Origin of the sequence: Allofournierella sp., assembly GCF_048388525.1 — a bacterium.
Classification (GTDB): Bacteria; Bacillota; Clostridia; order Oscillospirales; family Ruminococcaceae; genus BQOK01.
On record NZ_DBGCTQ010000068.1, the window covers coordinates 23,137 to 45,079 of the forward strand.

18 protein-coding genes are annotated in these 21,943 nt (G+C 61.6%); 9 read left to right on the plus strand and 9 right to left on the minus strand.

From position 1 onward, the window contains the following. Window positions 1-149 precede the first annotated feature (149 nt). On the plus strand, window positions 150-827 hold the full coding sequence (gene sfsA / locus ACMLHZ_RS08850; RefSeq protein WP_418667380.1) for a DNA/RNA nuclease SfsA: 678 nt from the start codon (window positions 150-152) through the stop codon (window positions 825-827). 4 nt (window positions 828-831) lie between these two features. On the opposite strand, the gene ACMLHZ_RS08855 is transcribed toward sfsA, so the two are convergent. Together ACMLHZ_RS08855 and ACMLHZ_RS08860 are read right to left on the minus strand one after the other, a co-directional pair. After that, window positions 832-1,617 (minus strand): class I SAM-dependent methyltransferase, encoded by a 786-nt coding sequence (locus ACMLHZ_RS08855; RefSeq protein ID WP_418667381.1) that lies wholly within the window; start codon window positions 1,615-1,617, stop codon window positions 832-834. Window positions 1,618-1,763: 146 nt separating this feature from the next. Then, entirely contained in the window at window positions 1,764-2,021 is a 258-nt protein-coding gene (locus ACMLHZ_RS08860) for a glutaredoxin (protein WP_418667382.1), read from the minus strand. A gap of 117 nt (window positions 2,022-2,138) precedes the next feature. Between ACMLHZ_RS08860 and ACMLHZ_RS08865 the strand changes: the two genes are divergently transcribed. Beyond that, window positions 2,139-3,017, plus strand: coding sequence for a LysR family transcriptional regulator (locus tag ACMLHZ_RS08865; protein ID WP_418667383.1), 879 nt, complete (start codon window positions 2,139-2,141; stop codon window positions 3,015-3,017). Window positions 3,018-3,036: 19 nt separating this feature from the next. On the opposite strand, the gene ACMLHZ_RS08870 is transcribed toward ACMLHZ_RS08865, so the two are convergent. From ACMLHZ_RS08870 to ACMLHZ_RS08885, 4 genes are all read right to left on the minus strand, one after another. Continuing rightward, window positions 3,037-3,966: a calcium/sodium antiporter gene (locus ACMLHZ_RS08870; protein WP_418667384.1), complete on the minus strand. Its 930-nt coding sequence runs from the start codon at window positions 3,964-3,966 to the stop codon at window positions 3,037-3,039. 268 nt (window positions 3,967-4,234) lie between these two features. Then, window positions 4,235-4,654 (minus strand): hypothetical protein, encoded by a 420-nt coding sequence (locus ACMLHZ_RS08875; RefSeq protein ID WP_418667385.1) that lies wholly within the window; start codon window positions 4,652-4,654, stop codon window positions 4,235-4,237. Further along, complete coding sequence (locus ACMLHZ_RS08880; protein ID WP_418667386.1) at window positions 4,618-4,812, minus strand: hypothetical protein; 195 nt, start codon at window positions 4,810-4,812, stop codon at window positions 4,618-4,620. Before ACMLHZ_RS08880 ends, ACMLHZ_RS08875 begins: the two co-directional genes overlap by 37 nt. Beyond that, the gene (locus ACMLHZ_RS08885) at window positions 4,812-8,711 is read right to left on the minus strand and encodes an efflux RND transporter permease subunit (RefSeq protein ID WP_418667387.1); all 3,900 of its coding nucleotides are present in this window, start codon (window positions 8,709-8,711) and stop codon (window positions 4,812-4,814) included. Before ACMLHZ_RS08885 ends, ACMLHZ_RS08880 begins: the two co-directional genes overlap by 1 nt. A gap of 333 nt (window positions 8,712-9,044) precedes the next feature. On the opposite strand from ACMLHZ_RS08885, the gene ACMLHZ_RS08890 reads away from it, so the two are divergent. From ACMLHZ_RS08890 to ACMLHZ_RS08905, 4 genes are all read left to right on the plus strand, one after another. Further along, a complete protein-coding gene (locus ACMLHZ_RS08890) occupies window positions 9,045-10,475 on the plus strand; it encodes a DUF5046 domain-containing protein (RefSeq protein ID WP_418667388.1) in 1,431 nt (476 codons plus the stop codon). Beyond that, the gene (locus ACMLHZ_RS08895) at window positions 10,469-11,398 is read left to right on the plus strand and encodes a PstS family phosphate ABC transporter substrate-binding protein (RefSeq protein WP_418667389.1); all 930 of its coding nucleotides are present in this window, start codon (window positions 10,469-10,471) and stop codon (window positions 11,396-11,398) included. Before ACMLHZ_RS08890 ends, ACMLHZ_RS08895 begins: the two co-directional genes overlap by 7 nt. A 174-nt stretch (window positions 11,399-11,572) precedes the next feature. Beyond that, window positions 11,573-12,928 (plus strand): MATE family efflux transporter, encoded by a 1,356-nt coding sequence (locus tag ACMLHZ_RS08900; RefSeq protein WP_418667390.1) that lies wholly within the window; start codon window positions 11,573-11,575, stop codon window positions 12,926-12,928. Between the two features lie 45 nt (window positions 12,929-12,973). Beyond that, window positions 12,974-13,666: a sigma-70 family RNA polymerase sigma factor gene (locus tag ACMLHZ_RS08905; RefSeq protein ID WP_418667391.1), complete on the plus strand. Its 693-nt coding sequence runs from the start codon at window positions 12,974-12,976 to the stop codon at window positions 13,664-13,666. A gap of 120 nt (window positions 13,667-13,786) precedes the next feature. On the opposite strand, the gene ACMLHZ_RS08910 is transcribed toward ACMLHZ_RS08905, so the two are convergent. Genes ACMLHZ_RS08910 through ACMLHZ_RS08920 form a run of 3 tightly spaced genes read right to left on the minus strand, consistent with a single transcriptional unit; the run spans window position 13,787 to window position 18,538 of the window. After that, the gene (locus ACMLHZ_RS08910; protein ID WP_418667392.1) at window positions 13,787-15,100 is read right to left on the minus strand and encodes a glycoside hydrolase family 30 protein; all 1,314 of its coding nucleotides are present in this window, start codon (window positions 15,098-15,100) and stop codon (window positions 13,787-13,789) included. Between the two features lie 19 nt (window positions 15,101-15,119). Further along, the gene (locus ACMLHZ_RS08915) at window positions 15,120-16,730 is read right to left on the minus strand and encodes a response regulator transcription factor (RefSeq protein ID WP_418667393.1); all 1,611 of its coding nucleotides are present in this window, start codon (window positions 16,728-16,730) and stop codon (window positions 15,120-15,122) included. After that, window positions 16,727-18,538: a cache domain-containing sensor histidine kinase gene (locus tag ACMLHZ_RS08920; RefSeq protein ID WP_418667394.1), complete on the minus strand. Its 1,812-nt coding sequence runs from the start codon at window positions 18,536-18,538 to the stop codon at window positions 16,727-16,729. Before ACMLHZ_RS08920 ends, ACMLHZ_RS08915 begins: the two co-directional genes overlap by 4 nt. A gap of 274 nt (window positions 18,539-18,812) precedes the next feature. Between ACMLHZ_RS08920 and ACMLHZ_RS08925 the strand changes: the two genes are divergently transcribed. The 3 genes from ACMLHZ_RS08925 to ACMLHZ_RS08935 all read left to right on the plus strand — a co-directional run bounded on the left by ACMLHZ_RS08925 (window position 18,813) and on the right by ACMLHZ_RS08935 (window position 21,930). Next, entirely contained in the window at window positions 18,813-20,117 is a 1,305-nt protein-coding gene (locus ACMLHZ_RS08925; protein ID WP_418667395.1) for an ABC transporter substrate-binding protein, read from the plus strand. A gap of 82 nt (window positions 20,118-20,199) precedes the next feature. Then, on the plus strand, window positions 20,200-21,081 hold the full coding sequence (locus ACMLHZ_RS08930; RefSeq protein ID WP_418667396.1) for a carbohydrate ABC transporter permease: 882 nt from the start codon (window positions 20,200-20,202) through the stop codon (window positions 21,079-21,081). Between the two features lie 18 nt (window positions 21,082-21,099). Then, window positions 21,100-21,930 carry a carbohydrate ABC transporter permease gene (locus ACMLHZ_RS08935; RefSeq protein ID WP_418667397.1) on the plus strand — a complete coding sequence of 277 codons (831 nt, stop codon included), beginning with the start codon at window positions 21,100-21,102 and terminating at the stop codon, window positions 21,928-21,930. Window positions 21,931-21,943 lie beyond the last annotated feature (13 nt).

Sequence of the window (21,943 nt, forward strand, 5' to 3'; positions counted from 1 at the left end):
CAAAACCCTCCGCATACGCCGGTCTGCCGGCCGGTGCGGCCGGTTTCGGTATGCTTTGGTAAAATTATAGCATTCCTGTAGAATACGTCAAGCAAAACCACTGAAAAAGCCAATTTCCGGGTCTTTTCGACCCCTGAAAGGACGCAAAAATGCAGTATTCCCACATCGAACCGGCCACATTTCTGGCACGCCCCAACCGCTTTGTGGCAACGGTGCGCGGCAACGGCGAACCGTTCGCCGTGCATGTGAAAAATACCGGGCGCTGCGCTGAGCTTTTGGTGCCCGGCGCGCCGGTATACCTGGAGCGCAGCGAAAACCCGGCCCGCAAGACCCCCTGTGACCTGGTGGCGGTAAAAAAGGGTTCCCTGCTGGTGAACATGGATTCCGCCGCCCCCAACGCCGCCGCCAAGGAGTGGCTGGCCGCGGGCGGCCTTGGCCCGCTGGGCGCGCTTCGCGCCGAATACCGGCTGGGCGATTCCCGCTTCGATTTTTACGCAGAACAGGCGGGGCAAAAAATGCTGGTCGAGGTAAAGGGCTGCACCCTGGAAACGGGCGGGTACGCCCGTTTCCCCGACGCTCCCACCCTTCGGGGCCTGAAGCATGTGCGGGAGCTCACGGCACTGGCCGGGCAGGGCTGGCGCTGCTGTGTGCTCATCGTGATTCAGATGAAAGGCCCCTATGCGTTTGGCCCCAACTGGGCCGCCCATCCCGCGTTTGGCGAGGCTCTTCGGATGGCCGCGGCGGCAGGGGTGCAGGTGCTGGCATATGACTGCCGGGTCACGCCCGAAAGCATGGCTTTGGACCGTCCGGTACGGGTGGAGCTGTAAGGGCTCATATTGCCCGCAGCACCGCCAGGGCCGCGTAATGCGCTACCTGGAACCGCTCGGGCGCAATGCGCGCCACCAGCTGGCGATGCTCCTGCCCGAATTGTTCCAGCGCCTGCCCCCTGAGCGAGGCGCCCACCCCGCGGCAGGCCATGATCCGGCCGTGCCAGCCCTCGCGGGTAAAGGGCACCGGCAGATCGTACACCTGGCTGCACTCGGGCGTAAAATACGCCCCATACACTTCCGGCACCGGGATGGGGCGGCGCACCTCGTTGCAGCCGGTCCACTGGGGGTTATATTGCAGGATCAACCGTTCGCTGGCCGCCGCGATCTCGTCCTCCGCGGGCAGCCAGGCCATATAGAGCGCCGCAAACCGGCCGCCCGGCCGCAGCAGGCGGTGCAGCGCCGGGGCCAGGACCCCATGGTCAAAATAGGTAAAGCACTGGCAGGCGGTGATCTCATCGAAACTGGCCGGGGCAAAGGGCATTTCCTCGGCGCGGCAGCAGAAAAACGGGATCTCCATGCCCGCCTGTTCCGCCAGCCGCCTGGCCTCCCTGATCTGCCCGGGGGCCGAGTCCACCCCGGTAAAGTGCGCTCCGCAGGAATACATGGCCCTGGGCAGCACCCCAGTGCCGGTGCCGAGATCCAGCACCTCTTTGCCCGGGCCGCAAAGCCCCGCGTCCGGCAGCGCCTGCCAAAAGCGGGGCGGGTAAATATCCCGGTAGCGGGCGTAATAGCCCGAGGCGAGGCTCCAGTCAAAGGGGCGGCCTCCGTCAACGCCGGCTCGATCCATCCCACGTTCCCTCCCTGTTGTGATTTTTCCCACTATAGCACATCCGCCTCTTCGATGCAACCGAAAAACGGGGGCACCGGTCAGCGCTGACCGGTACCCCCGTTTTTGATGCCGCGGCCTTGGCGCCACAAGCCCCTCCCGGGCGCTCAGCAGCCGGCCAGCACCTCGTCCAGCTCCAGTGTTTTGGCGCCGTTTTCCAGCACAAAGCAGGGAATGCCGACCCCGCCTGCCCGGCGCACGGTGTCGTACATCGGCTCGCTCTCGCGCAGGGCCAGGTACGCTTTCAGATCCGCCAGCGAGGCGGACAGGTCCTTGAACTCGATGTTTGCGCCCGCTCTGCGAAGCTCGCACAGCGCATAGACGGTGTCGGGGCAGAGATGGCTGCCGATCACGGTCACGTTCATACAAAATACCTCCTAAAATTCATCCTGCCTTGAGTATAGCTCCCCTTTTCGGATTTGTAAAATTGAATTATAATATATCTATATTCATTTTTTTCGATACATCAAGGAGACGGTGATATGGAGCTTCGCAATCTGAACACCTTTATACGGGTGGCGGACCTGAACAGCTTTTCCCGCGCGGCGGCGGAGCTGGGCTACATGCAGTCCACCGTGACCACGCAGGTCCAGCTGCTGGAACAGGAGCTCGGCCTGCCCCTGTTTGACCGGCTGGGCAGGCATATCGCCCTCACCCCGGCGGGCGAGATCCTGCTGGAGCACGCCCGCGCTCTGGTGCGGGGCGCCGAGAATGCAAAGCTTGCCGTGCGGCAGCCCGGCCCGCCCCGGGGCAAGCTGCGGCTGGGGGTCTTTACCTCACTGTGCGGCGGGCCGCTGCCGCAGCTGCTGCGCCGCTATCATGAGCGGTATCCCCAGGTGAACCTGGAGGTGCAGACCGGCAGCTGGAACCAGCTTGCCCGCCAGCTGAACGCGGGCGGGCTGGACCTTGTATGGCTTTTGGGCGAGGGGCCGGTCCCCGGCAGCTGGGCCCAAAGCTGCTCCGGGGCCCACCCGCTGCAGCTTGCCGCGGCGCCGGGCAGCCCCTGGGCCAGCCCCGGCCCCGTGCCGCCCGCCAGGCTTTCGGGCATACCCTTTCTTTTTACCGAACAGGGCTGCCCCTACCGGGCCGTGTTTGAAAATTTTTGCGCGCTCCAGGGCCTGCAGCCCCATATTTTTTTGGAAACCGACAGCACCACCGCCATTTTGAAGTTTGCTCTGAGCGGGCTGGGCGTGGCCCTGCTGCCCGGCTTTTTGCTGGAGGGGCCCCAGGCCCGGGGCGAGCTTGTGCCGCTGCAGGTGGAGGGGTTTGCGGCGGTGGTGCCCAGCCGCCTGTTCCGCCACGCCGCAAAATGGAAAACCCCGGCCATGGAGGCCTTTCTGGCCTTGGCCGGGGAAGTTTGAAACAATGCCTGGGCGCCGCTTATGCGTTTACGATCAGGTATACCATATAAGCGAGATAGGCCGTCAGCCCTGCCGCCCCCATGGGCTTTGTCATGCGGCCCTTAATGCGGCACCACACAAAAAGCGCGCCTGTGAGGGCCAGAAGGATCAGGGCGTCCACCAAAATGCCCGCGGGCGCCTCGATGGGGTTCAGCGCGCTGGACGCGCCCAAAATGAACAGGATATTAAAGGTGCTGGAACCGATGGCGTTGCCCAGCGCAAGGCCGCTCTCCCCTTTTTTTGCCGCCACAATGCTGGTGGCAAGCTCCGGCAGGCTGGTGCCCACCGCCACGATGGTCAGGCCGATCAGCGTTTCGGTGAGACCCAGCGTGCGGGCGATGGCGCTGGCGCTTTCCACCACCAGGTCGCCCCCCCAAATAATGGCCGCGGCCCCCAGCACAATAAACACCACACATCTGACCGGGGAGATGGTCTCCGTGCAGGGCTCGGTGCCGGCGCGGTTTTTCAGGGTGGCCGCCACCGTCCATGCAATATAGGCTATGATTCCCGCCATCAGCACAAAGCCCTCCCAGCGGGCCAGCACACCGTCCAGCAAAAATACCACCAGCAGGGCGCTGGCCCCCACGCACACCGGGAAATCCCGGGTGAGCAGCTGCTTTTCCAGCGAAAAGGTCATGATAAGCGCACACAGGCAGGCCACCACCATGAGATTGAAGATGTTCGAGCCGATCACATTTCCCAGGGAAAGGCCGTTTGCCCCCACAAGCCCCGCGGTGATGGATACCGACGCCTCGGGCAGGCTGGTGCCGATGGCCACGATGGTGAGGCCGATCACCACCCCCGGCACCCGCAAAAGGCGGGCGATGCCGGAGGAGCCGTCCACAAATGCGTCCGCCCCCTTGAGCAGCAGCGCAAAGCCGAACAACAGTACCACACAATTCCAGATCATTCGATCCATTCCTCCCTTATTCTTGGGCGCAGGCACAAAAAAAGAGACTTCTATTGTGCCCCAAAGCACAACAAAAGTCTCGCTCCGAACGCCAAGGCACCCGTGCGCGGCCCGGTACCGGGGCTGGCAGCCCCCGCACGGGATGACGGACCGCGCCACGCCGCGTTCCGGGGAACGGGGCGCGAACTACTCCCTTTTATTGGATGTATCCTATTGTAAACGAGGGGGCGGCCCCTGTCAAGGGCCGCCCCCTCGTTTTTAACGCTTTTCATGCCAGGGCCTTGTGTACCATGGTCAGGCTGTACACGCCGCTTTGGCTGCCGCTGCATCCGCCAAGCGGCTCCGCCACGCTTTTCATCGCAGTGTCGATCACATAATTGCAGTAGTCGTCCGAGCAGCTGGCCGCAATGCGGCCCTCCGCCCTGCCCTTGGCGATCAACCCAGCTTTTATCGCCCGGCCTTCGGCGTCCCGCTGCTCCATCTCGGTCTTGTATCTCTCGGCAAGCTCCGGCAGATCATTTGCGGAAAAGCTGCTCATGATCAGCCAATACACCCCGCCCTGCAGGCGGCTGCGCTCAGCCACACACCGCTGCAGCGCCTCCAAATCCTCTTCAAAGCTGCCGCCGGGCGTAATTGAGGCCCTTAACTCGGTCAGCTCCTTCTCCAGGCACCAGAGCATGGTGTGCACCAGAATTTCTTCCTTGGAGTCAAAATATTCGTACAGGGTGCCCTTGCCACCCCGGCCGCGGTGGCAATATCCTGCACCTTTACGGTGTACAGGTTCTCCCCCTGCTTTGCCAGGTCCAGCACGGCGCCGAATATCCTTTGCTGTTTTTCGGTATACATCAGTCGTCCTCCCCCACATCCACATTTTTGAGCTGCCGGCGGAACAAAAGGTCATACAGCACCGGCACCACGAACAGGGTGAGCAGGGTTGCGTAGGCCAGGCCGCCGATGGTTACCAGCGCCATAGGCTGCGCCATCTCGGCCCCCATGCCCTTGGAGAAAACCATCGTGCTCATGGCCAGAATGGTGGTCAGGGCGGTCATCAGGATGGGCCGGATGCGGGCCTTGCCCGTAAGCAGAAGCGCCGCCCGCTTTTCCATGCCCGCCAGCCGCAGCTGGTTGGTATAATCCACGAACACAATGCCGTTGTTCACCACAATGCCCGCCAGGATCAAAAAGCCCAGCATGGAAATCACCGAGAGCGGCTGCCCTGCCAGCCACAGCGCAAGCAGGCCGCCGGTGAACGCCAGAGGCATGGTGAACATCACAATAAAGGGCGACAGCAGGCTTTGGAACTGGGCCACCATGATCAGGTAAATGAACACCACCGCCAGCAGGATCATCAGCACCAGATCGCCCATGGCGTCGGCAATGGTCTGGGTTTCGCCGCCGATCTCCACGGTATAGCCGTCCGGCACCTCATAGTCGGCCAGCAGCTTTTCCACCTGGCGGCCGATCAGGGTGGTGTTATAGCCCTCGGCAGTGGCCGCGGTCACGGTCATGTAGCGCTGCTGGTTTTCGCGGTTCACCGAGGCCACGCTCAAATCGCTCTTCAGGCTGGCAAAATCGGCCAGGGTGTGGGTTTCGGTCACGGTTTCGCCGTCCTCGTTCTGCACACTGGTTTCAAATTCGTAATTCATCAGGTTGTCGCGGTCCACGGCGTTGCGCTCGTCCACCACATTCACCTCGTAGTCGCTCTGGCCCACCGTAAGGGTGGTGGAGGTGGTCTCCGTGGTCAGTGCGGCCGACAGCTCGCTGTAGATCTGAGCCACGGTCAGGCCATAGCGCATGGCGGCGTCCTTGTCGATCACCACCCGCAGCTGGGGCGCACCTTCCTCCTGCCCGTTCGAGGCCTCTTCCAGGCCCTCCACGCCCGAGAGCAGGTCCATCAGGTCGTGGGTGATGCGGTTCAGTGTCTCGATCTCCCGGCCTCGCACGATCAGTTCCAGCCCGCTGCCCCCCAGTGCCGACAGATCCATGTTGGAGGTGGAAACCTCGATCTCACAGCCCGGCAGCCGGGCCGAAAGTGCTTCCAGCTGCTTTGCCGCCTCCGCGCTGTTCTGCGCGGCCTTTTCGCTCAGCAGCAGGTAAAAGCTCACGCTCTCCACCTTATTGCCGCTGCTGCCGCCTCCGCCCATCATGCTCATCATTCCGCCGCCGCCCTCCATGGCGCCCACGGTCTCCACGCCGTCCACCGTGAGCATCAGGTCCATCGCCTCATCGGCCATGGCGTAAGCGTCGGCGCGGGGGGTGTCCTCCGGCAGCTTAAGGGTAGCGCTTACCTGGTTGCCGCCCATGCTGGGCATAAACTCCATGCCCATCTGGGCGGTGTGCCACACGCACACGCCCAGCAGCGCCATGGCAAGGCCCAGGGGCACCACCTTGAAGCGCAGGCAGAAGCTCAGTGCCTTTTCATAAAGAACGAGCACCTTGTCGAACAAGGGGTGCCCTTTCTCGCTGGTCGTGCGCAGTAAGGTGGAGCTGAGCGCGGGCACCACCGTCAGCGCCACCAGCAGGCTGGCGGCCAGCGAATAGGCGATGGTCAGGCCCATGTCCACAAACAGCTGGCGGGTAATGCCGCTGGTGAACACAATGGGCAGGAACACGCACACCGTGGTCAGGGTGGAGGCCGCAATGGCCCCGGCCACCTGCTTTGCGCCTCTCACCGCCGCTTTTGCCGCGGGCATGCCCTCGCCCCGCAGGCGGTAGATGTTCTCCATCACCACAATGGAGTTATCCACCAGCATGCCCACGCCCAGCGCCAGGCCGGACAGGCTGATCATGTTCAGGGTAACGCCCGAAAAATACATCAGCACCACCGCGAACATCAGGCTGATGGGGATGCTGAACGCCACCACGCCGGTGGGGCGCAGGTCCTTCAGGAACAGCGCCAGCACCAGAATGGCCAGCAGCGCGCCCCAGGCAAGGTTCGAGAGCACCGTGTTCACGGTCATTTTAATGTAGTCGCCCTGGTCCATCAGGGGGGTAATGCGAAGGCCGGGGTACTTTGCCTCCAGCTCCTCAATGGCGGCGTTCGCCGCCTTGGACACCGCGCTGGTGGAAGCGGTGGAGCTTTTCTGGATGCTCAGGGCCACGGCCACGTTGCCGTTCACCCGGGCATAGCTCTCGCCGCTGTTATCGATCATGGTCACCGTCGCCACGTCCGAAAGCCGGATGTCCCCCACGCCGCCGGCCTCCATGTGCAGCAGCATGGCGTTTTCCAACTCTTCCAGGCTGGCGAACGCGTCGCCCACCTTCAGCAGATACTGATCCTCGCCCTGGTACAGATAACCGGCGGGCATGGCAAAGTTCTGCGCCATCACCAGCTTTGCCACCATATCCTTGGTGAGCAGCTGGCTCATGTCGGCATTTTTCAGCGCCTCCTCGCGGGCGTCGTCGAACTGCTCCCGGGCGTCCTTCAGCGCTTCCTCACCCTGCTTGAGGCTGGCCTCGGCGGCCGCCATCTGGGCCGCGCCGCTGCCAAAGCCGGCGGCGGCGTTCAGCTTGCCCGTCTCCAGCTCCTTGTAGGCGGCCTGGGCCTTGTCGATGCCCTTTTGTGCCTCTTCCTTCATCACCTTCGCGGCCGCCAGCTCGGTGGTCAGGTTCGCCAGCTCGGTTTCGATCTCAGCAACGCGGGCAGGGGCTGTTTGTGCTTTTGCCAGCATTCCCAGGAAACTTTCCTTGGTAAGAGATTTTATTTCATCAGGAATGGTAGCGCCAACGCCCGGGGTATTAATGATTGTCTGCCATGCTCCATCCCACACAGTATCATCAGCTGCTTGAATGACGCCAACCGCCGCAGTTGTGTCTGTAACAGTTGTTGAAGAAATTCCACTCGCAATCATACAAGCAAGCCCTTCCAGCATGCTCTGGTTCGATGCCAGCTGCTGCATCCCCTTGAGTTCCATCTCCAGCGCGGCCTTGCTGGCGTTCAGCGCCGTTTCCTGGCTGGCCAGGGCCTGCGCCTGGGCGATGGCGGAATCCAGCTGGGCGCTGGCGTCGGCCAGCTTGTCGGCAGTTTCGGCCTGTTTGTCCTCCAGCTCGGTCTTGCCGCTGGCAAGCTCGGCCTTGCCGTCCGCAAGCTCTTTCTGGGCCTTGTCCAGCTCCGCCTTGGCGTCGGCCAGCTTGTCGTTCACGCTGGCCAGCACCCTGGTGTTGATGGCCTCGATCTTCTCCTCGTCCAGGCGGATCTCCACGCTGCGCTCCACAAGGCCGGTGCCGCTCACGCTGGCCACCCCCGCCTGCCGCTCGAACGCGGGGATCAGGGTGTCGTTTGCAAACTCGGTCAGCTGGTAAATGTCCATGCCCTCCCTGTCGGCGCTGGCGATCATCACCGGCAGCATATCCGGCGAAAGCTGCAGCAGCATGGGGTTTTGGGCGGTGTCGGGCAGGTAGCCCTTCACCTGGTCCAGCGCGGTGGAAAGGTTCACCATGGCGCTGTCCATATTCGTGCCGTTCTCAAATTCCAGCACCACCATGCTCACATTCTCGCTGGAAGAGCTGGTCACGCTGGTCACCCCGTTCACGGTGCCCAGCCCCGCCTCCAGGGGGGCGCTCACGGCGGTCTCCACCTTTTCGGGGCTGGCCCCGGGGTAGGTGGTCACAACCACCACATAGGGCAGCTCCATGGCGGGCAAAAGGTCGGTGGTCATGTTCATAAAGCTGATGACCCCCAGCACGATTACCATCACCACCGCCACCAACACGGTGAACGGCTTTTTCACGCAATATTTCGGCATAAGTACGGCTTTCTCCCCTGTGCGGGCCGCTCTGCCGCAGCCGGCGGCGGCCCTTCCATATTTTTCCGACCGACCGGTCGGTCGGCTCACGTTGCCCAGTATACTCTTTTCCTGTGTAAAATACAACCGCCCCTCTTTTAAAATATTTGTAAACTTTTTTGGATCGGAGCTTTCATAAATCTTCCGGCAAAAGCTCCCCTTGCCCCTTTCCTTTTCCTCCCGGGCCGCGCGGGGGCGGCCGCATCTCCCCGCCGCGGGGCGCAAAAGCAATATTTCAGCCGCCCCGTTCGTTTTAACAGTAAAAGCATTCCTGCTTGGGAGGTGGATCCGCCTGTGAAAACCATCCGCAGAATCCTGTGCCCCGCGCTCGTCTGTGCTCTGCTCGCGGCCTGCGCCGCGCCGCCCGGCCCCGGCGCGGCGGCCTCCCAGCCCCCCGCTTCCGGTTCAGCGCCGGCCCCCGCCGCGGTCCCCGCGCAGGGCAGCGTGCCGGCTTCCAGCTATTACATCCTGTATGCCGGCGAGTACAGCCAGAACACCGTTCTGTACGGCGAGGGCCGGGTGCTGTACAACGGCCCGGGCGGGGCAAACTTTGTAACGGATGCCGCCACCGGCCGGATCGCCGGCTACGCGGTGACCGGGCACCGGCCCGAGGGTTCTTTCGGGGGCTTTTACGACCTCTCCGGCCGGCAGCTGCTGGGCTGCGCGCCGGACGCTCTGCTGAACGACTGGGCCCACCTGCAGTACAACGCGGTGATCGAGATCAACAGCGAGTCCGACAGCCTGTACCGCAACCTGAAAACCGGCGAGACCCGCCTCCAAGGCTACGGCCGGCCCGAAAAGATCGCCCCGGGCGTCTACCTCGCCACCCGCCCGGGGATGCAGCCGGTCAGCGTGCTGGTAAACGACGAGCTGGAGGTCCTCCGCGATCTGGCCCCCTGGTATATCTTCTCTCCGAACGAGCCCACCCCCGGATATCTTTGCGCCTCCAAAATGGTTTGGGACGGGGAGCTGGGCCGCACGGAAGACGCCCTCTTCTGCATCGCCACCGGCGAGATCCTGGAGGGGTTCCAGTGCGTCTGCGGCCCCGGGCGCGCCTGCTTCGGGCAGGGCGGCGAATATGTGGTCACCGAGCTCTCCACCGGCCGGCAGCTTGCCCGCGGCCCAAAGCCCTTTGTCTGGTGCATGGGCGATGACTGGGCCGTGCGCGGGCCCGAGGACGAATTCCACACCGTGCAGCTCGGCGGGCGGCAGTATTCCTGCCGGTGGTTCACCCAGCAGGACGGCCGCTTTTTGCTGAACCTGGAAAACGACACTGTTCTGCTGCTGGACGCCCAGGGCGGCGCGATCGCCAGCAGCGCCACCCTGGGCGCCCAAAACATCTCGCTGCTCCCCGGCGGCTTTTATACCGTCTCTCACGGGGAAGACGGCACCGACACGGCCCTTTATTCCCCTGACGGCGCGCTCCTCGCCCGCAGCAGCCGCTACACCTATATCTACAACCAGTGGCGGGGCATCGCGAACAACGAGCTTCTTTCCGGCCTGTACCAGGCCTCCTACCAGCAGGGGCGGGCGTCTCTGTGCGATCTGCTGGGCGCGGACGGCTCGCCCCTGCTCACCGGGCTCAACCGCATTTATTCGGCGGATGAATACGGCGCGGCGGTGCGCCGGGGCTTCACCCGCGGCGTGATGGACTACCAGGGCCGCTGGGTGTGGAGCGAAAGCATCTTCGACAGCTTTGAAGACGAGGAGGATGAACCATGGTAAAGCGCATTTCTTGCGGCGCGCTGGCCGCGCTGCTGCTGCTCACTGCCGCGGGCTGCGGCGGCTCCGTGCCCCCGGCGGGCTCCGCGGCGCCGCTCCTCTCTCCGCCGCCCGCCGCCTCCGCGCCCGCCGCCCTGCCCACGCTGGACAATTACCCTGTGGTGGACGGCTCCACCGCCTGCCTTCCCCTGATGGCCCAGGTGATGAGCAGCGTGTGCGGCATCCCGGTCGGGGAGGCCGAGGCCTGCTGCACCGCCAGCAAAACAGCCCAAAGCTGGCGCAACCTGGCAAGCGGCGCCGCCGACCTTCTGCTGGTGTACGAGGCGCCGGCCGAAGTCCAAAAAGAGCTGGAAAGCGGCCCGGCGCTGGACATCGCCCCCATCGGGCGGGACGCGCTGGTGTTCATCGTCAACGAGCAGAATCCGGTCGAGAGCCTCACCCGCAGCCAGCTTGTCGCCATCTACGCCGGCCGCATCGTCAACTGGAGCGAGGTGGGCGGTCCCGACCAGCCGATCGTGGCCTTCCAGCGGGACGAGACCAGCGGCAGCCAGACCCTGTTCAAAAAACTGCTCATGGGCCCGGAGCCCCTCATGGACGCCCCCACCGAGCTGCGGCCCGGCATGATGGGCGGCCTGATCGACGGCCTGGCCGGCTACAGCGGCGCGGGCAATGCCCTGGGCTATTCGGTGTTTTACTACGCCAGCGAGATGTACCAAAAGCCCGGCCTCAAATTTTTGGCCGTGGACGGGGTGCTCCCCTCCGCCGGGACCATCGGCGACGGCACCTACCCGCTCACCAACGAGTTTTACGCGGCTGTGCGCGCTGAAACCGGGGCCGATGCCCCCGCCCGCCAGCTGTTCAATTGGGTGTGCGGCCCCGCCGGCAGGCAGGCGGTCCAGGCGGCCGGCTACGTGCCCGCCGGATAAGCTGCCCCTTTTTTCTCCCCCGCCCCGCGCCGGGCGGGGGCTTTTTTTGCTCCTTGCCCCGCGGCATTGCGCCCACGGCCGGTTCGTGCTATGATAAAGTAAAATTCATGTAAAATACCGGGAGAACGGCGGGCATGGCCCGCCGTTTGCAGCGCAGGAGGGGGCCATTTACCCATGGAGCAGTCAAACGCACAATTCCGCCGCATGATCGAAACCCCGATCCCAAAGCTCATCCTCACCCTGTCGGCGCCCACCATCGCCAGCATGCTGATCAGCTCGATCTACAACCTGGCCGATACCTTTTTTGTGGGCCAGATCGGCACCACCAGCGCCTCGGGGGCGGTGGGCGTGGTGTTCAGCCTGATGGCGATCCTGCAGGCCTTCGGCTTTATGATCGGCATGGGCGCGGGCAGCATCATCAGCCGCTTTCTCGGCCAGCAGGACGGCGAGAGCGCCAACCGTTTTGCCAGCACGGCGTTCTTCCTCTCGCTGGGGTGCGGCGCGGTGATCGGCGCGCTGGGGCTTTTGTTTTTGGACCCGCTCATGCGGGCGCTGGGCGCCACCCCCACCATCCTGCCCTACGCGAAGGACTATGCCCGCTTCATCCTGCTGGCCGCGCCGCTCATGTGCGCCAGCTTTTCCATGAATAACCTTTTGCGGTTCGAAGGCAAGGCCGCCTTCGCCATGGTGGGCCTCACCACCGGCGGCCTTTTAAACATCGCCCTGGACCCCATTTTCATCTTTGTGCTCCATCTCGGGATCTCGGGCGCGGCCCTGGCCACCGCCCTCTCCCAGTGTGTGAGCTTCTGCATCCTGCTCTCGATGTTTTTGCGCCGCAAAAGCCAGCTGGTGCTCTCGCCCCGGCTGTTCACCCGCCGCCTGGCGGACGTGGGGCGTATTCTGGCCTGCGGCCTGCCCAGCTTTTCGCGCCAGGCCCTGGCCAGCCTGGCCACCGCCCTTTTGAACGTGCAGGCCGCCATGTGGGGCGATGCCGCGGTGGCTGCCATGAGCATTGTGGGGCGCATTTTTATGTTTGTGTTCTCGGTAATGCTGGGCATCGGGCAGGGCTTCCAGCCGGTGGCGGGCTACAACTACGGGGCGGGAAAATACGCCCGGCTGCGTCAGGCCTTCCGCTTCACCCTGATTCTGGGGCAGGTCTGCATGACCCTGGTCACCGTCGGCGCCTTTTTCGCCGCGCCCTGGCTGGTGCAGACCTTCCGCAACGACCCCGAGGTGGTGCGCATCGGCGCATTGGCCTGCCGGCTGCAGTGCTGCGCCATGCTGTTCGTGCCCGCCTCCACCTGTGCCAACATGCTGTTCCAGAGCATCGGCGAAAGCGCCTCGGCCACCTTTTTGTCCTGCCTGCGGCAGGGGGTGTATTACCTGCCGCTCATCCTGATCCTGCCCTATACCATCGGCCTTTGGGGGGTGCAGGCGGCCCAGCCCGCGGCGGACCTGCTCACCTTCCTCACCTGTATCCCGTTCCTCGTCCGCTTTTTCCGCCGCCTGCCCCGCCAAGATAAGGCATAGGCCAAGCCCCTCCCGCCATACAGTAGATGCGGGAGGGGATTTTTTATGTTCGGGGTATTTTTAAGTTTCGTCGCCAGCCACATCGTATATCTGGCGCTTCATCTGGAGGCCAGCAGCTTCCCCAAGCCCTTGACGCCGACGCAGGAAATCGAGGCTTTTGCCGCGTTCAAGGCCGGCGACCTGGCCGCGCGGGACCGCATCATCCGCCACAACCTGCGCCTGGTGGCGCACATTGTAAAGAAATATTATTCCACCCCCGGCGACGCCGAGGATCTGATCAGCATCGGCACCATTGGTCTGATCAAGGCGGTGAACAGCTTCGACAACACCAAGAAGGCCCGCTTTTCCACCTACGCCTCCAAGTGTATCGACAACGAGGTGCGCATGAGCTTCCGCAAGCTGAAAAAGGCCCCGGCCACCATGAGCATGCAGGACCCCATCGAGGCGGGAAAAGACGGCAGTACCCTCACGGTGATCGACGTGGTGCCCGACGATTTTATCATTCACGAGGATTACGAGCAGCGGGAGGAAAGCGCCCGCCTGCACGATTTTGTAGAGCATCTCTCCGGCCGTGAGCGGCAGGTGATCCTGCTTCGGTACGGTCTTTCCGGTCAGCCGCCGCTCACCCAACAGGAGGTGGCTGATCTTTTGGGCATCAGCCGAAGCTACATCAGCCGCATCGAAAAGGCGGCGGTGGAAAAGCTGCGCACCGGCATGACCAGCCAGGACGCGGTGTGACCCCGCGCCCCAAAGCAGTCGGGCTGGTCCCTTTGCCCCGCGCCGCAGTCCCGGACCCCTGAACAGCAAGGCCGCCCTGTTACAGGGCGGCCTTGCTGTTTGCCGGGGCGGGCGCGGCGCCTAGGCTGTAAAATGCACGGTGGCAAGCCCTTCGCCCTCCATCAGCAGCTCCGCAGATTGCCCGGGCGAAAGGCTCAGCTGCGCCCGCATCGGTTTGTCTGTGGGGTTCAGCAGCACGCAGGCGAGGCTCCCGTCCGGGTTTTGAGCGGCGGCGGCCAAAAGGGGGGATGGATTTTCCATCCCCAAACAATGGGCGCCGGGCTTCAAAAAGCGGCTGAAATGCCCAATGGCATAATAGGCGCTGTTTTTATGGATCCGGCCGGCGGCCGTATCCGCCAAAATGGGCGCGTGGCAATAATTGCCCACGTGGTTCGGCCCTCCCTGCCAGTCCAGCAAAAGGTTCCAGTCGAAAAAGCCCTCGCACCAGTGGTTCAGGTTTTGCAGGTAATCGCGGGCATAGCGCACGGCCGGCTGCCAGCCGTGGGGCTGGGGTCCCCCCTCCAGGCAACCCTCGGTAAACAGCAGGTGCTTTTGCGGCCAGGCGTTATGTACCGCCGTTAAATTCCGGTGTTCATCGCACACATACCAGTGGAACCCCAGCCCCCACAAATAACGGGCGGCCCGCCCGCCGTACAGCGCGTCCGCCCGGGGCAGAATATTGTCGCGGTTGTGATCCCACCCCAGCAGCTTTACCTCCGGGTGATGCTGTGCAAGCCGCGGGCCCAAAAAATCCGCCACAAACGCGGCCTCCTGGGCGGGTGTGTACACGCAGGATTCCCACGGCTGCACTGCTTCCGCTTCATTCTGCACGCTCAAATACTCCACCGGCAGGCCCTGCGCCTTCATCTCGCTCAGGTAGCGGTCAATGTAGGCGGCCCATTTGTCCTGCGCCCCTTCGCGCAGCGCGCCGCCCTGCAGCATGCTGCCGTTGGTTTTCAGCCAGGGCGGCGGGCTCCAGGGGCTTGCCAGCAGTGCAAGGCCCTTGCCGCGGCGCATTGCCCGCCGCAGCAGCGGGAAAAGCCACTTCTGTTCATGCGCCAGGGTAAACGAGACAAGCTTTTCGTCGCCCGGGTCGGTGTACACATAGCTGCACAGGGAAAAGTCGCTGCTGTGAATGCTCACCCGCCCCAGCGTGTAGCCCAGCCCCTGCCCCGGGTCAAAATAAGCGCCGAGAAATTCCTCCTGCGCAGGCTCGGGCAGCAGCGAAAACACATAGGCCGCTGCCTCGGTAAACGCGCCGCCAAAGCCAAGCAGGGTTTGGCGGCGCTCCCGGGGCAGCAGGCGCAGCCGGGCAATGGGCGCGTCTTGCCCCCCCGCCGGCGGCTGGCCCCAGCGCGTGCCGCCGGGGCCGGAATATAAAACGGTGTATGGCATGTTTCCTTCTCCTTTGCACCTACAGTTCGCCGAAAAAACGCAGCTGGTATTCGTTGGGCGGTACCCCCTGCCATTGCTTGAACACGTGGTTGAAATGCTTTGCATTGAAATAACCCACCTGATGGGCCACCTCGTACATTTTGATGTTCCGGTTGGCCCGCAGCAGTTCCGCCGCTTTCTCCATGCGCACCCGGGTCAAAAACTTGATATAGGATTCGCCTGTTTCCTTGTGGAACAGGCTGCTCAGGTAGCTCTCGGATACGCCCAGTTCTTCGGCCAGCAGCGCCAGGCTGATGGGCTCGCTGTAATGCTGGTAAATATATCGTTTGCTGGCGGCGATCAGCTGGCTGCAATTCACCCCCTGTTCGCCCTGGGCGCAAAAGCACTGCACCAGCGCCCCCATCAATTCGCCCGTTTCCGCAGCGTCAAATGGCTTTCTCTCCGTTTTGAGCCGGGCATTCAATTGCTGTACCGCCGCGTCCAGCCGCACAGGCTCGGGCTGGGGCATGGCTGCGAACAGCCGCTCAGCCAAAAACAGGCCGAAACGATAGACCGTTTCACACTCGAAATCGGGCATAGCCGCTGCAAAGCTCGTCAGCTGCAGGTGGCAGCCCACCTCGCGCCCCCGCGCCGCGCAGCTGTACAAATCGCTGACAAGGGCCCGCATTTCCCCGCAAAAATTGCTGCTGCTGCCTTTCGCGGCAAGCTGCAGGCCGCTTTTACCCGTCACCATGCGCTGGGCCAGCAGGTTTTCCGCCTGCCGGTACGAGGCGTCCATCTGCAGCACGTCCGGGTACACCCTGCCCAGCGCCCCGCTCACAAAGGTATTTGTTTCCACCCGCAGATAGTCGGCTGTTTGCCGGTAAATATCGCGCGCCTGTTTTTGCACCTGCAGGTGATCCTCGCCCGCCAGATAGACCAGGGTTTTTCCGTCCGGCTCGGGCACCGAGAACCCCGGAAGCTGCTTTTTTCCCAGTAACTCGCTCACCTGCTGGGCCAGGATCATGGCAAACACCCCCTGCTCCCGCGGGGGCAGGCCGGTGCACGCCCCCTTCCAGCGGTCCACCTCCAGCAGAAGGATCGCGCCGTCGGTCTGGATCTCCTCAATGCCGAGCTGGCAGGCAAGCTTGTAATATTGCTGCAAGCGAAGGTTTTCCCGGTGGGTAACGGCGCTGATCAGGTTCTGCCCCACCAGCGTCCGGTATGCGTTGGAGTTCGATACCACCTGCAGGTAATCCTGCCGCCGGCGCTTTAAAAGCTTGATCTGGCTGATCTGCTTTTGCACGGCCAGCGCCAGCTCCTCCTTGCTCACCGGCTTCAGCAGATAGTCGCTCACGCTGTATTTCAGCGCTTGGTGTGCATAGGAAAAGTCTTCGTAGCCCGATAAAACAATCACCTTTGCCTGCAGCTTGCGTTCGCTGATCTGGCGCGCCAGCTCCAGCCCGTCCATTACGGGCATGCGGATGTCGGTGATCACCAGCTCAACGGGCACCGCCTCCAGCAATTCCAGCGCGTCCTTTCCGTTTTGGGCCAGCGTCACCCGCACCCCATCGCCGAAAAGGTTGGTCAAAAAGCGCTCAAGATACTCCAGCATCAGCGGTTCGTCATCCACGGCCAGAATTCTGATCATAATTTTTCTCCCTCCTGTGCAGGAAGCCGCAGCGTCACCGTGGTGCCCCGCCCCGGGCTGCTCTGAATGGAAAGCCCATAGCGCTCCCCATAGCGAATCTGAATGCGCCTGTTCACGTTGCGCAGGCCGGTGCCGCCGGTGCCCGGCCCCTCGGCCGAAAACGCCTCGTCGCTGCATTCCACCCGTTGGCGGATCCTCTTCAGCGCCGCCTCGTCCATTCCCGCTCCGTCGTCCTTAACCGTGGCGATCAGGGCGCCGGCCTCGGCGCAAATGGCAATCTGCACATGCACCGGCACGCAGGCCTCTTCACAGCAATGAATCACCGCGTTTTCCACAATGGGCTGCAAAATCAGGGTGGGCACGGCGCACTGTTCCAGCCCGGCCGGCAGCAGGATTTCATAGACCAGCCGCTCACCGTAGCGGCTGGTCTGGATTTCCAGATATGCCCGCAGCAGCTGTACTTCATCGGCCAAAGGGTGCATGGTGTTGCTCTTGCTCATGCTGCGCAGCAAAAGGCTCAGCCGCTGGATGTTTTTCACCGCGGCCTCGCCCCGGTCCAGCTCCACCAGCATGCTGATCATATTCATGGTGTTGTAAATAAAATGCGGCTGGATCTGGCTGTACAGCATGGAAACCTGCGCTTCCTTTTCCACCAGCTGCGCCCGGATGACCTTGTTTTCCAGCTGCGTATTTTTTTGCACGCTGGCGTCCAGCTGCTGTACCACCTCATTCATCGAGCGCCCCAGCAGGCCCACTTCATCGCGCCGGTCCGCCGGAAAACGGACCTTAAAGTTTCCCCCGCCCACCTGCCGCGCCAGGCTCATGATCTTATACAGGGGTGCCAGCAGTGCCTTGAGCGCCAGCAGCACCAAAAACAGTGCGGCCACCGCGCATCCCGCGCCGATCAGCAGGCTCATACGGCTGGTCTGTTTGGCCTGCTTTTGCAGGCTCTCCTGTTCCACCACCCCGTACAGCATCCAGCCGGGGCGCGGCAGCTCCATGCGGTAAACCAAAAATTCCCCGTCCGGCGTGCTTCCGTTTTTGCTTTGCGCAAGCTGCTCCGGCTCAATCCCACGGTTTTTTGGTGCCGAACAAAACAGCTCATTTCCAGCCGCGTCCACCAGCAGCAAGCCGCTGCCCGGCCCCAGGTCGATCTGGCCGCAAATGTTGTTGATCACTGAAAAATCCGCATTGATTTTAATGTAAGCCAGCACGGCGCGGCTGTCCTTCAGGCTGCGGATGATATTGACCACCGAAAACACGGTGGTGGAATCATTCTTTAGGAGGGGGTCCTGGTGCGGCCCCAGGTAAATGGGCCCTCCGCTCATATTTTGAACCTGTGTGTACCAATCAAGCGTGGTGGGATCCTGTTCCCAATCAATGGTGGGGCGCATGCGGCTGCCGTAAAACACCTGCCGGCCGGAAATAATAAACGCGTGAAGGATATCCTGCCGCGGGTAGATCATCATCTCATCCAAAAAATTTTCGATGGAACGGCGGTTTTCCAGCTCCAGGTGCGCGGCCTGGAACCCGCCCCCGCTTTGTTCCAGTTCACTCACCAGCGAGGTATTGTAAGCCGGCACCAGCGAGAGCCGGGCCAGATCGTCAAAATAACTGTCCAGGTTGTTGGCGGCCTGTTCCAGCAGCTGCTGGTTGCTCAGCGAAACCTTGGTCCGCAGGTCGGCGGTGTAACGGCTATAGGAAAAAAGCGAAGCCGCCGCAGTGGAGATCAAGACCGCCAGCGCCACCAGCGCATAAATGCGCAGCTTCATATTTGTTTTTTCAAACGGGCGGGGAGTTTTTGCCATAAAAGCGGCCCCTTTCCTGCAAGGTTGGTTGAAAGAGCAGGGTTTGTATGTGCCCCGTTCGTTGTGTATTATAGACATATTTCGTTCTTTTTCAACAAATACAATTATATAATGAGTTTAAATTTGCGCAACGCAAATCCCAAAAAAGAGCACCAAATCCAAAAAAATCAGAAGCCCGCAGCCAGCTCCAAACCCGTATAATGAAATCAGCGGCAAAACGTTTTGCACTTCGTACACACCTAATTCTCTGAACAAAAAAACAGGAGGAACCAGCATGAAAAAACTTCTCGCCTTAGGGCTGGCCGCGGTCATGGGCCTTTCCCTGATCGGCTGCGCCGGCGGCGCCCCGCAGGCTTCCGGCAGCACCCCGGCCGCCGCCCAGCCCGTGACCATTCATTTCTTTAACGCCATCATTGAAAATGTGGACTGGTACGAAAGCGTGATCGAGCGCTTTGAGGCCGAACATCCCGATATCAAGGTGGAAATGGAATTTCAAAAGGACTACGACGCTGCTTTGAAGGTGAAATTTCAAACGGGCGACGTACCCGAGATCATCAACGGCGGTTCCAGCCAGATTTACATCGACCAGGGCCGCTTTTTGGATCTCTCAGACATGACCGGCTGGTGGGACCGGCTGGTCCCCGGCATAAAGGAAGTATGCACCGACTACAAAACCGGCAAGCAATTCTTTATCACCACAAATACCTCCAGCTTTGGGCTGCTGTATAACAAGGACATTTACAGCGCCCTGGGCCTTGCTCCCGCTGAAACCTACGAAGAGTTTGCAGCGAATCTTTTGGCGATCAGGCAGCAGCAGCCCGATGTTGCGCCCCTTTATGTGGGCAGCAAGGACGCCTGGATGCTGGGGCAAATGATGGACGTTTGGGGTTACAGCCCCATCCGGCAGGCCAGCGGCAACGTGCAGACCAAAAAGGCCATGATTGAAAACGACCAGGCCATACTCGGCCTGGCCGCCCCGGGCAGCGCTCCCGAACTGTTTGCAAATGCCATTCTGGACCTGCGCGACCAGGATCTGTTCAACAGCGACTTTCTGACCGCCACCTACGACAACGCGCTGGACGCCTTCGCAAACGGCAAAACCGCCAATCTGATGCAGGGGCTGTGGGCTGTTTCGCTGATTCAGGAAAAGAACCCTGCTTTTACCAACATCGGGTTTGCCCCCCTGCCCGCTTTGGTCCCCGGCGGCCAGCCGGTCATGCTGAACGCGCCCGACGTAAAATACTTCATCGGGGCTGAATCTGCCCATCCCGAAGAGGCCAAGGTGTTTTTGGAATACCTGTTCAGCCCCGAACTGCAAAAGGAATTCACCGAGCTTCGCCAGTGCCCCAGCGCTTTTAAAGATGTGGACGCCGACTGGGGCCCCATGAAAAACGACGTGGAGGCCGCGCTGCAAAATTCGCTCATTGTGGATTGGTCCGATTCGCCCATCGGCTTCGCCCCGGACGACATCGGCCGCATGATCCAGGATCTGTACAGCGGCAAATACGCCACCGGTGCGGAATTTGCGGCTGAATATGCAGCGGCTTTTGAAAAATGCTGGACGGCGACCTACCAATAAAAGCGGCAGGCAGAACGGCAGGCGGGGCTGGAAACGGCTCCGCCTGCCCGCCCGCGGCAAAACGCAAAGGAGGACGGCCCGCATGAATCTGTGGCAGAAAATAAGTGCAAATCTTCATTTTGCAATGATCTGGCCGGCGGCATTGCTTTTCGCCGTATTTTTTATCGTTCCATTTTTCAGCGGCGTGGGCATCAGCCTCACCAACTGGAACGGTTTCGGCGCCCCAAAATGGATCGGCCTGCAAAACTTTTTCGATTTTTTCAAGGACGAACGGGCGCTGCATGCCTTATATATCACCGTTTTGTTCGGCCTGATCTCCCCCATCCTGATGAACGTGTTCGGCCTTTTGTACGCCCTTTTGCTGGACTGCGGGCTTCGGTTTTCCAGCCTGGTGCGGGCCATCGTGTACTCCCCTGCCGTGATCAGTTCGCTGATCATGGGCTACATCTGGCTGCTGATCATCAAGCCGGAAACGGGGGCGCTTCACCAGATTCTCACCAGCCTCGGGCTGGGGCAGTTTTACCCCGATCTGTTGAGCGACGGCTCCAAGGCAATCTGGGCGATCATTGTGGTGAATTCCTGGCAATACATAGGCGGCAGCATGATCGTTTACCTGGCGGGGCTGCAGACCATTCCGCAGGAGCTGCGGGAGGCCAGCGTGGTGGACGGCTGCGGCCCGATCTCCGGATTTTTCAAGATCACCCTCCCCCTGCTGATCCCCTCGGTCAAGATCAACCTGATCCTGAACCTGATCGGCTGCTTCAGCGTGTTCGATATCATCATGGCGCTCACCAGCGGCGGGCCCGGCTATTCCACCGAGTCGCTGAGCATTTTCATCTACCGCATGTGCTACGGCAGCAGCACCGGTTATTCCACCGCCGTTGCGCTGATCCTGTTTGTGGTCATTTTGATCCCGGTACTGTTCAGCACCTGGACGCTCAAGAAAAAAGAAGTGGACATGTAAAAGAAAAAGGTGATACACATGACAAGGCGCAACCGGGGCATGCGGGGGCTGGGCTATCTGCTTTTGACCGTCATCACGGCGGTATCGGCATTCCCCTTTTACACCCTCCTCACCATTGGGCTGAACCCGGCCGATTTTTCTGTTCTGAAGGGGGACGCGTTCGCCCCCAGCCTGTATTTCGACAATTTTTCCGAGGCCTGGCGCGTTTCGCATTTGGGGCAGGCCATGTTCAACTCCACCGTGATCACCGCCGGGTCAATGCTTTTGCTGCTGTTTGTAAGCGCCAGCGCGGCATATGTGATCGTGCGGTTTCCAAACCGGCTGCACCGCTTTATTTTTTCACTGTTCATGCTGGGTATGATGGTGCCCCCCATCGTGAACACGGTGCCGCTGTATACCCTGATGCAGCGCATCAGCGGGGTGAACACCCGCTGGGCCATGATCCTGCTGCTCGCGGCCAACTGCATGCCCCTGACCACATTTTTATATGTGGGCTTTATCAAGGCCATCCCCCGCCAGTTCGAGGAAGCCGCCATCATCGACGGCTGCAGCTGGTTTTCCGCGTTTTGGCGGATCATCTTTCCCCAGTTAAAACCCATCACCGCCACCGCGGTAATCATGAACGCGGTATCCATCTGGAACAACTATGGGCAGGCGATCTTCTTTTTGCAAAAGCGCCAGGTGCACACCATCCCCATTGCCATTTCCATCTTTTTTCAAACCTACGGAGCCAGGTGGAACCTGATGGCCGCGGCCACCATTCTTGGCATGATCCCCGCGCTCGTCATCTTTCTGCTGTTCCAAAAATCCTTTATCAAGGGCCTGTCCGCGGGCGGAATCAAGGGCTGACCCCCTGCAAGAA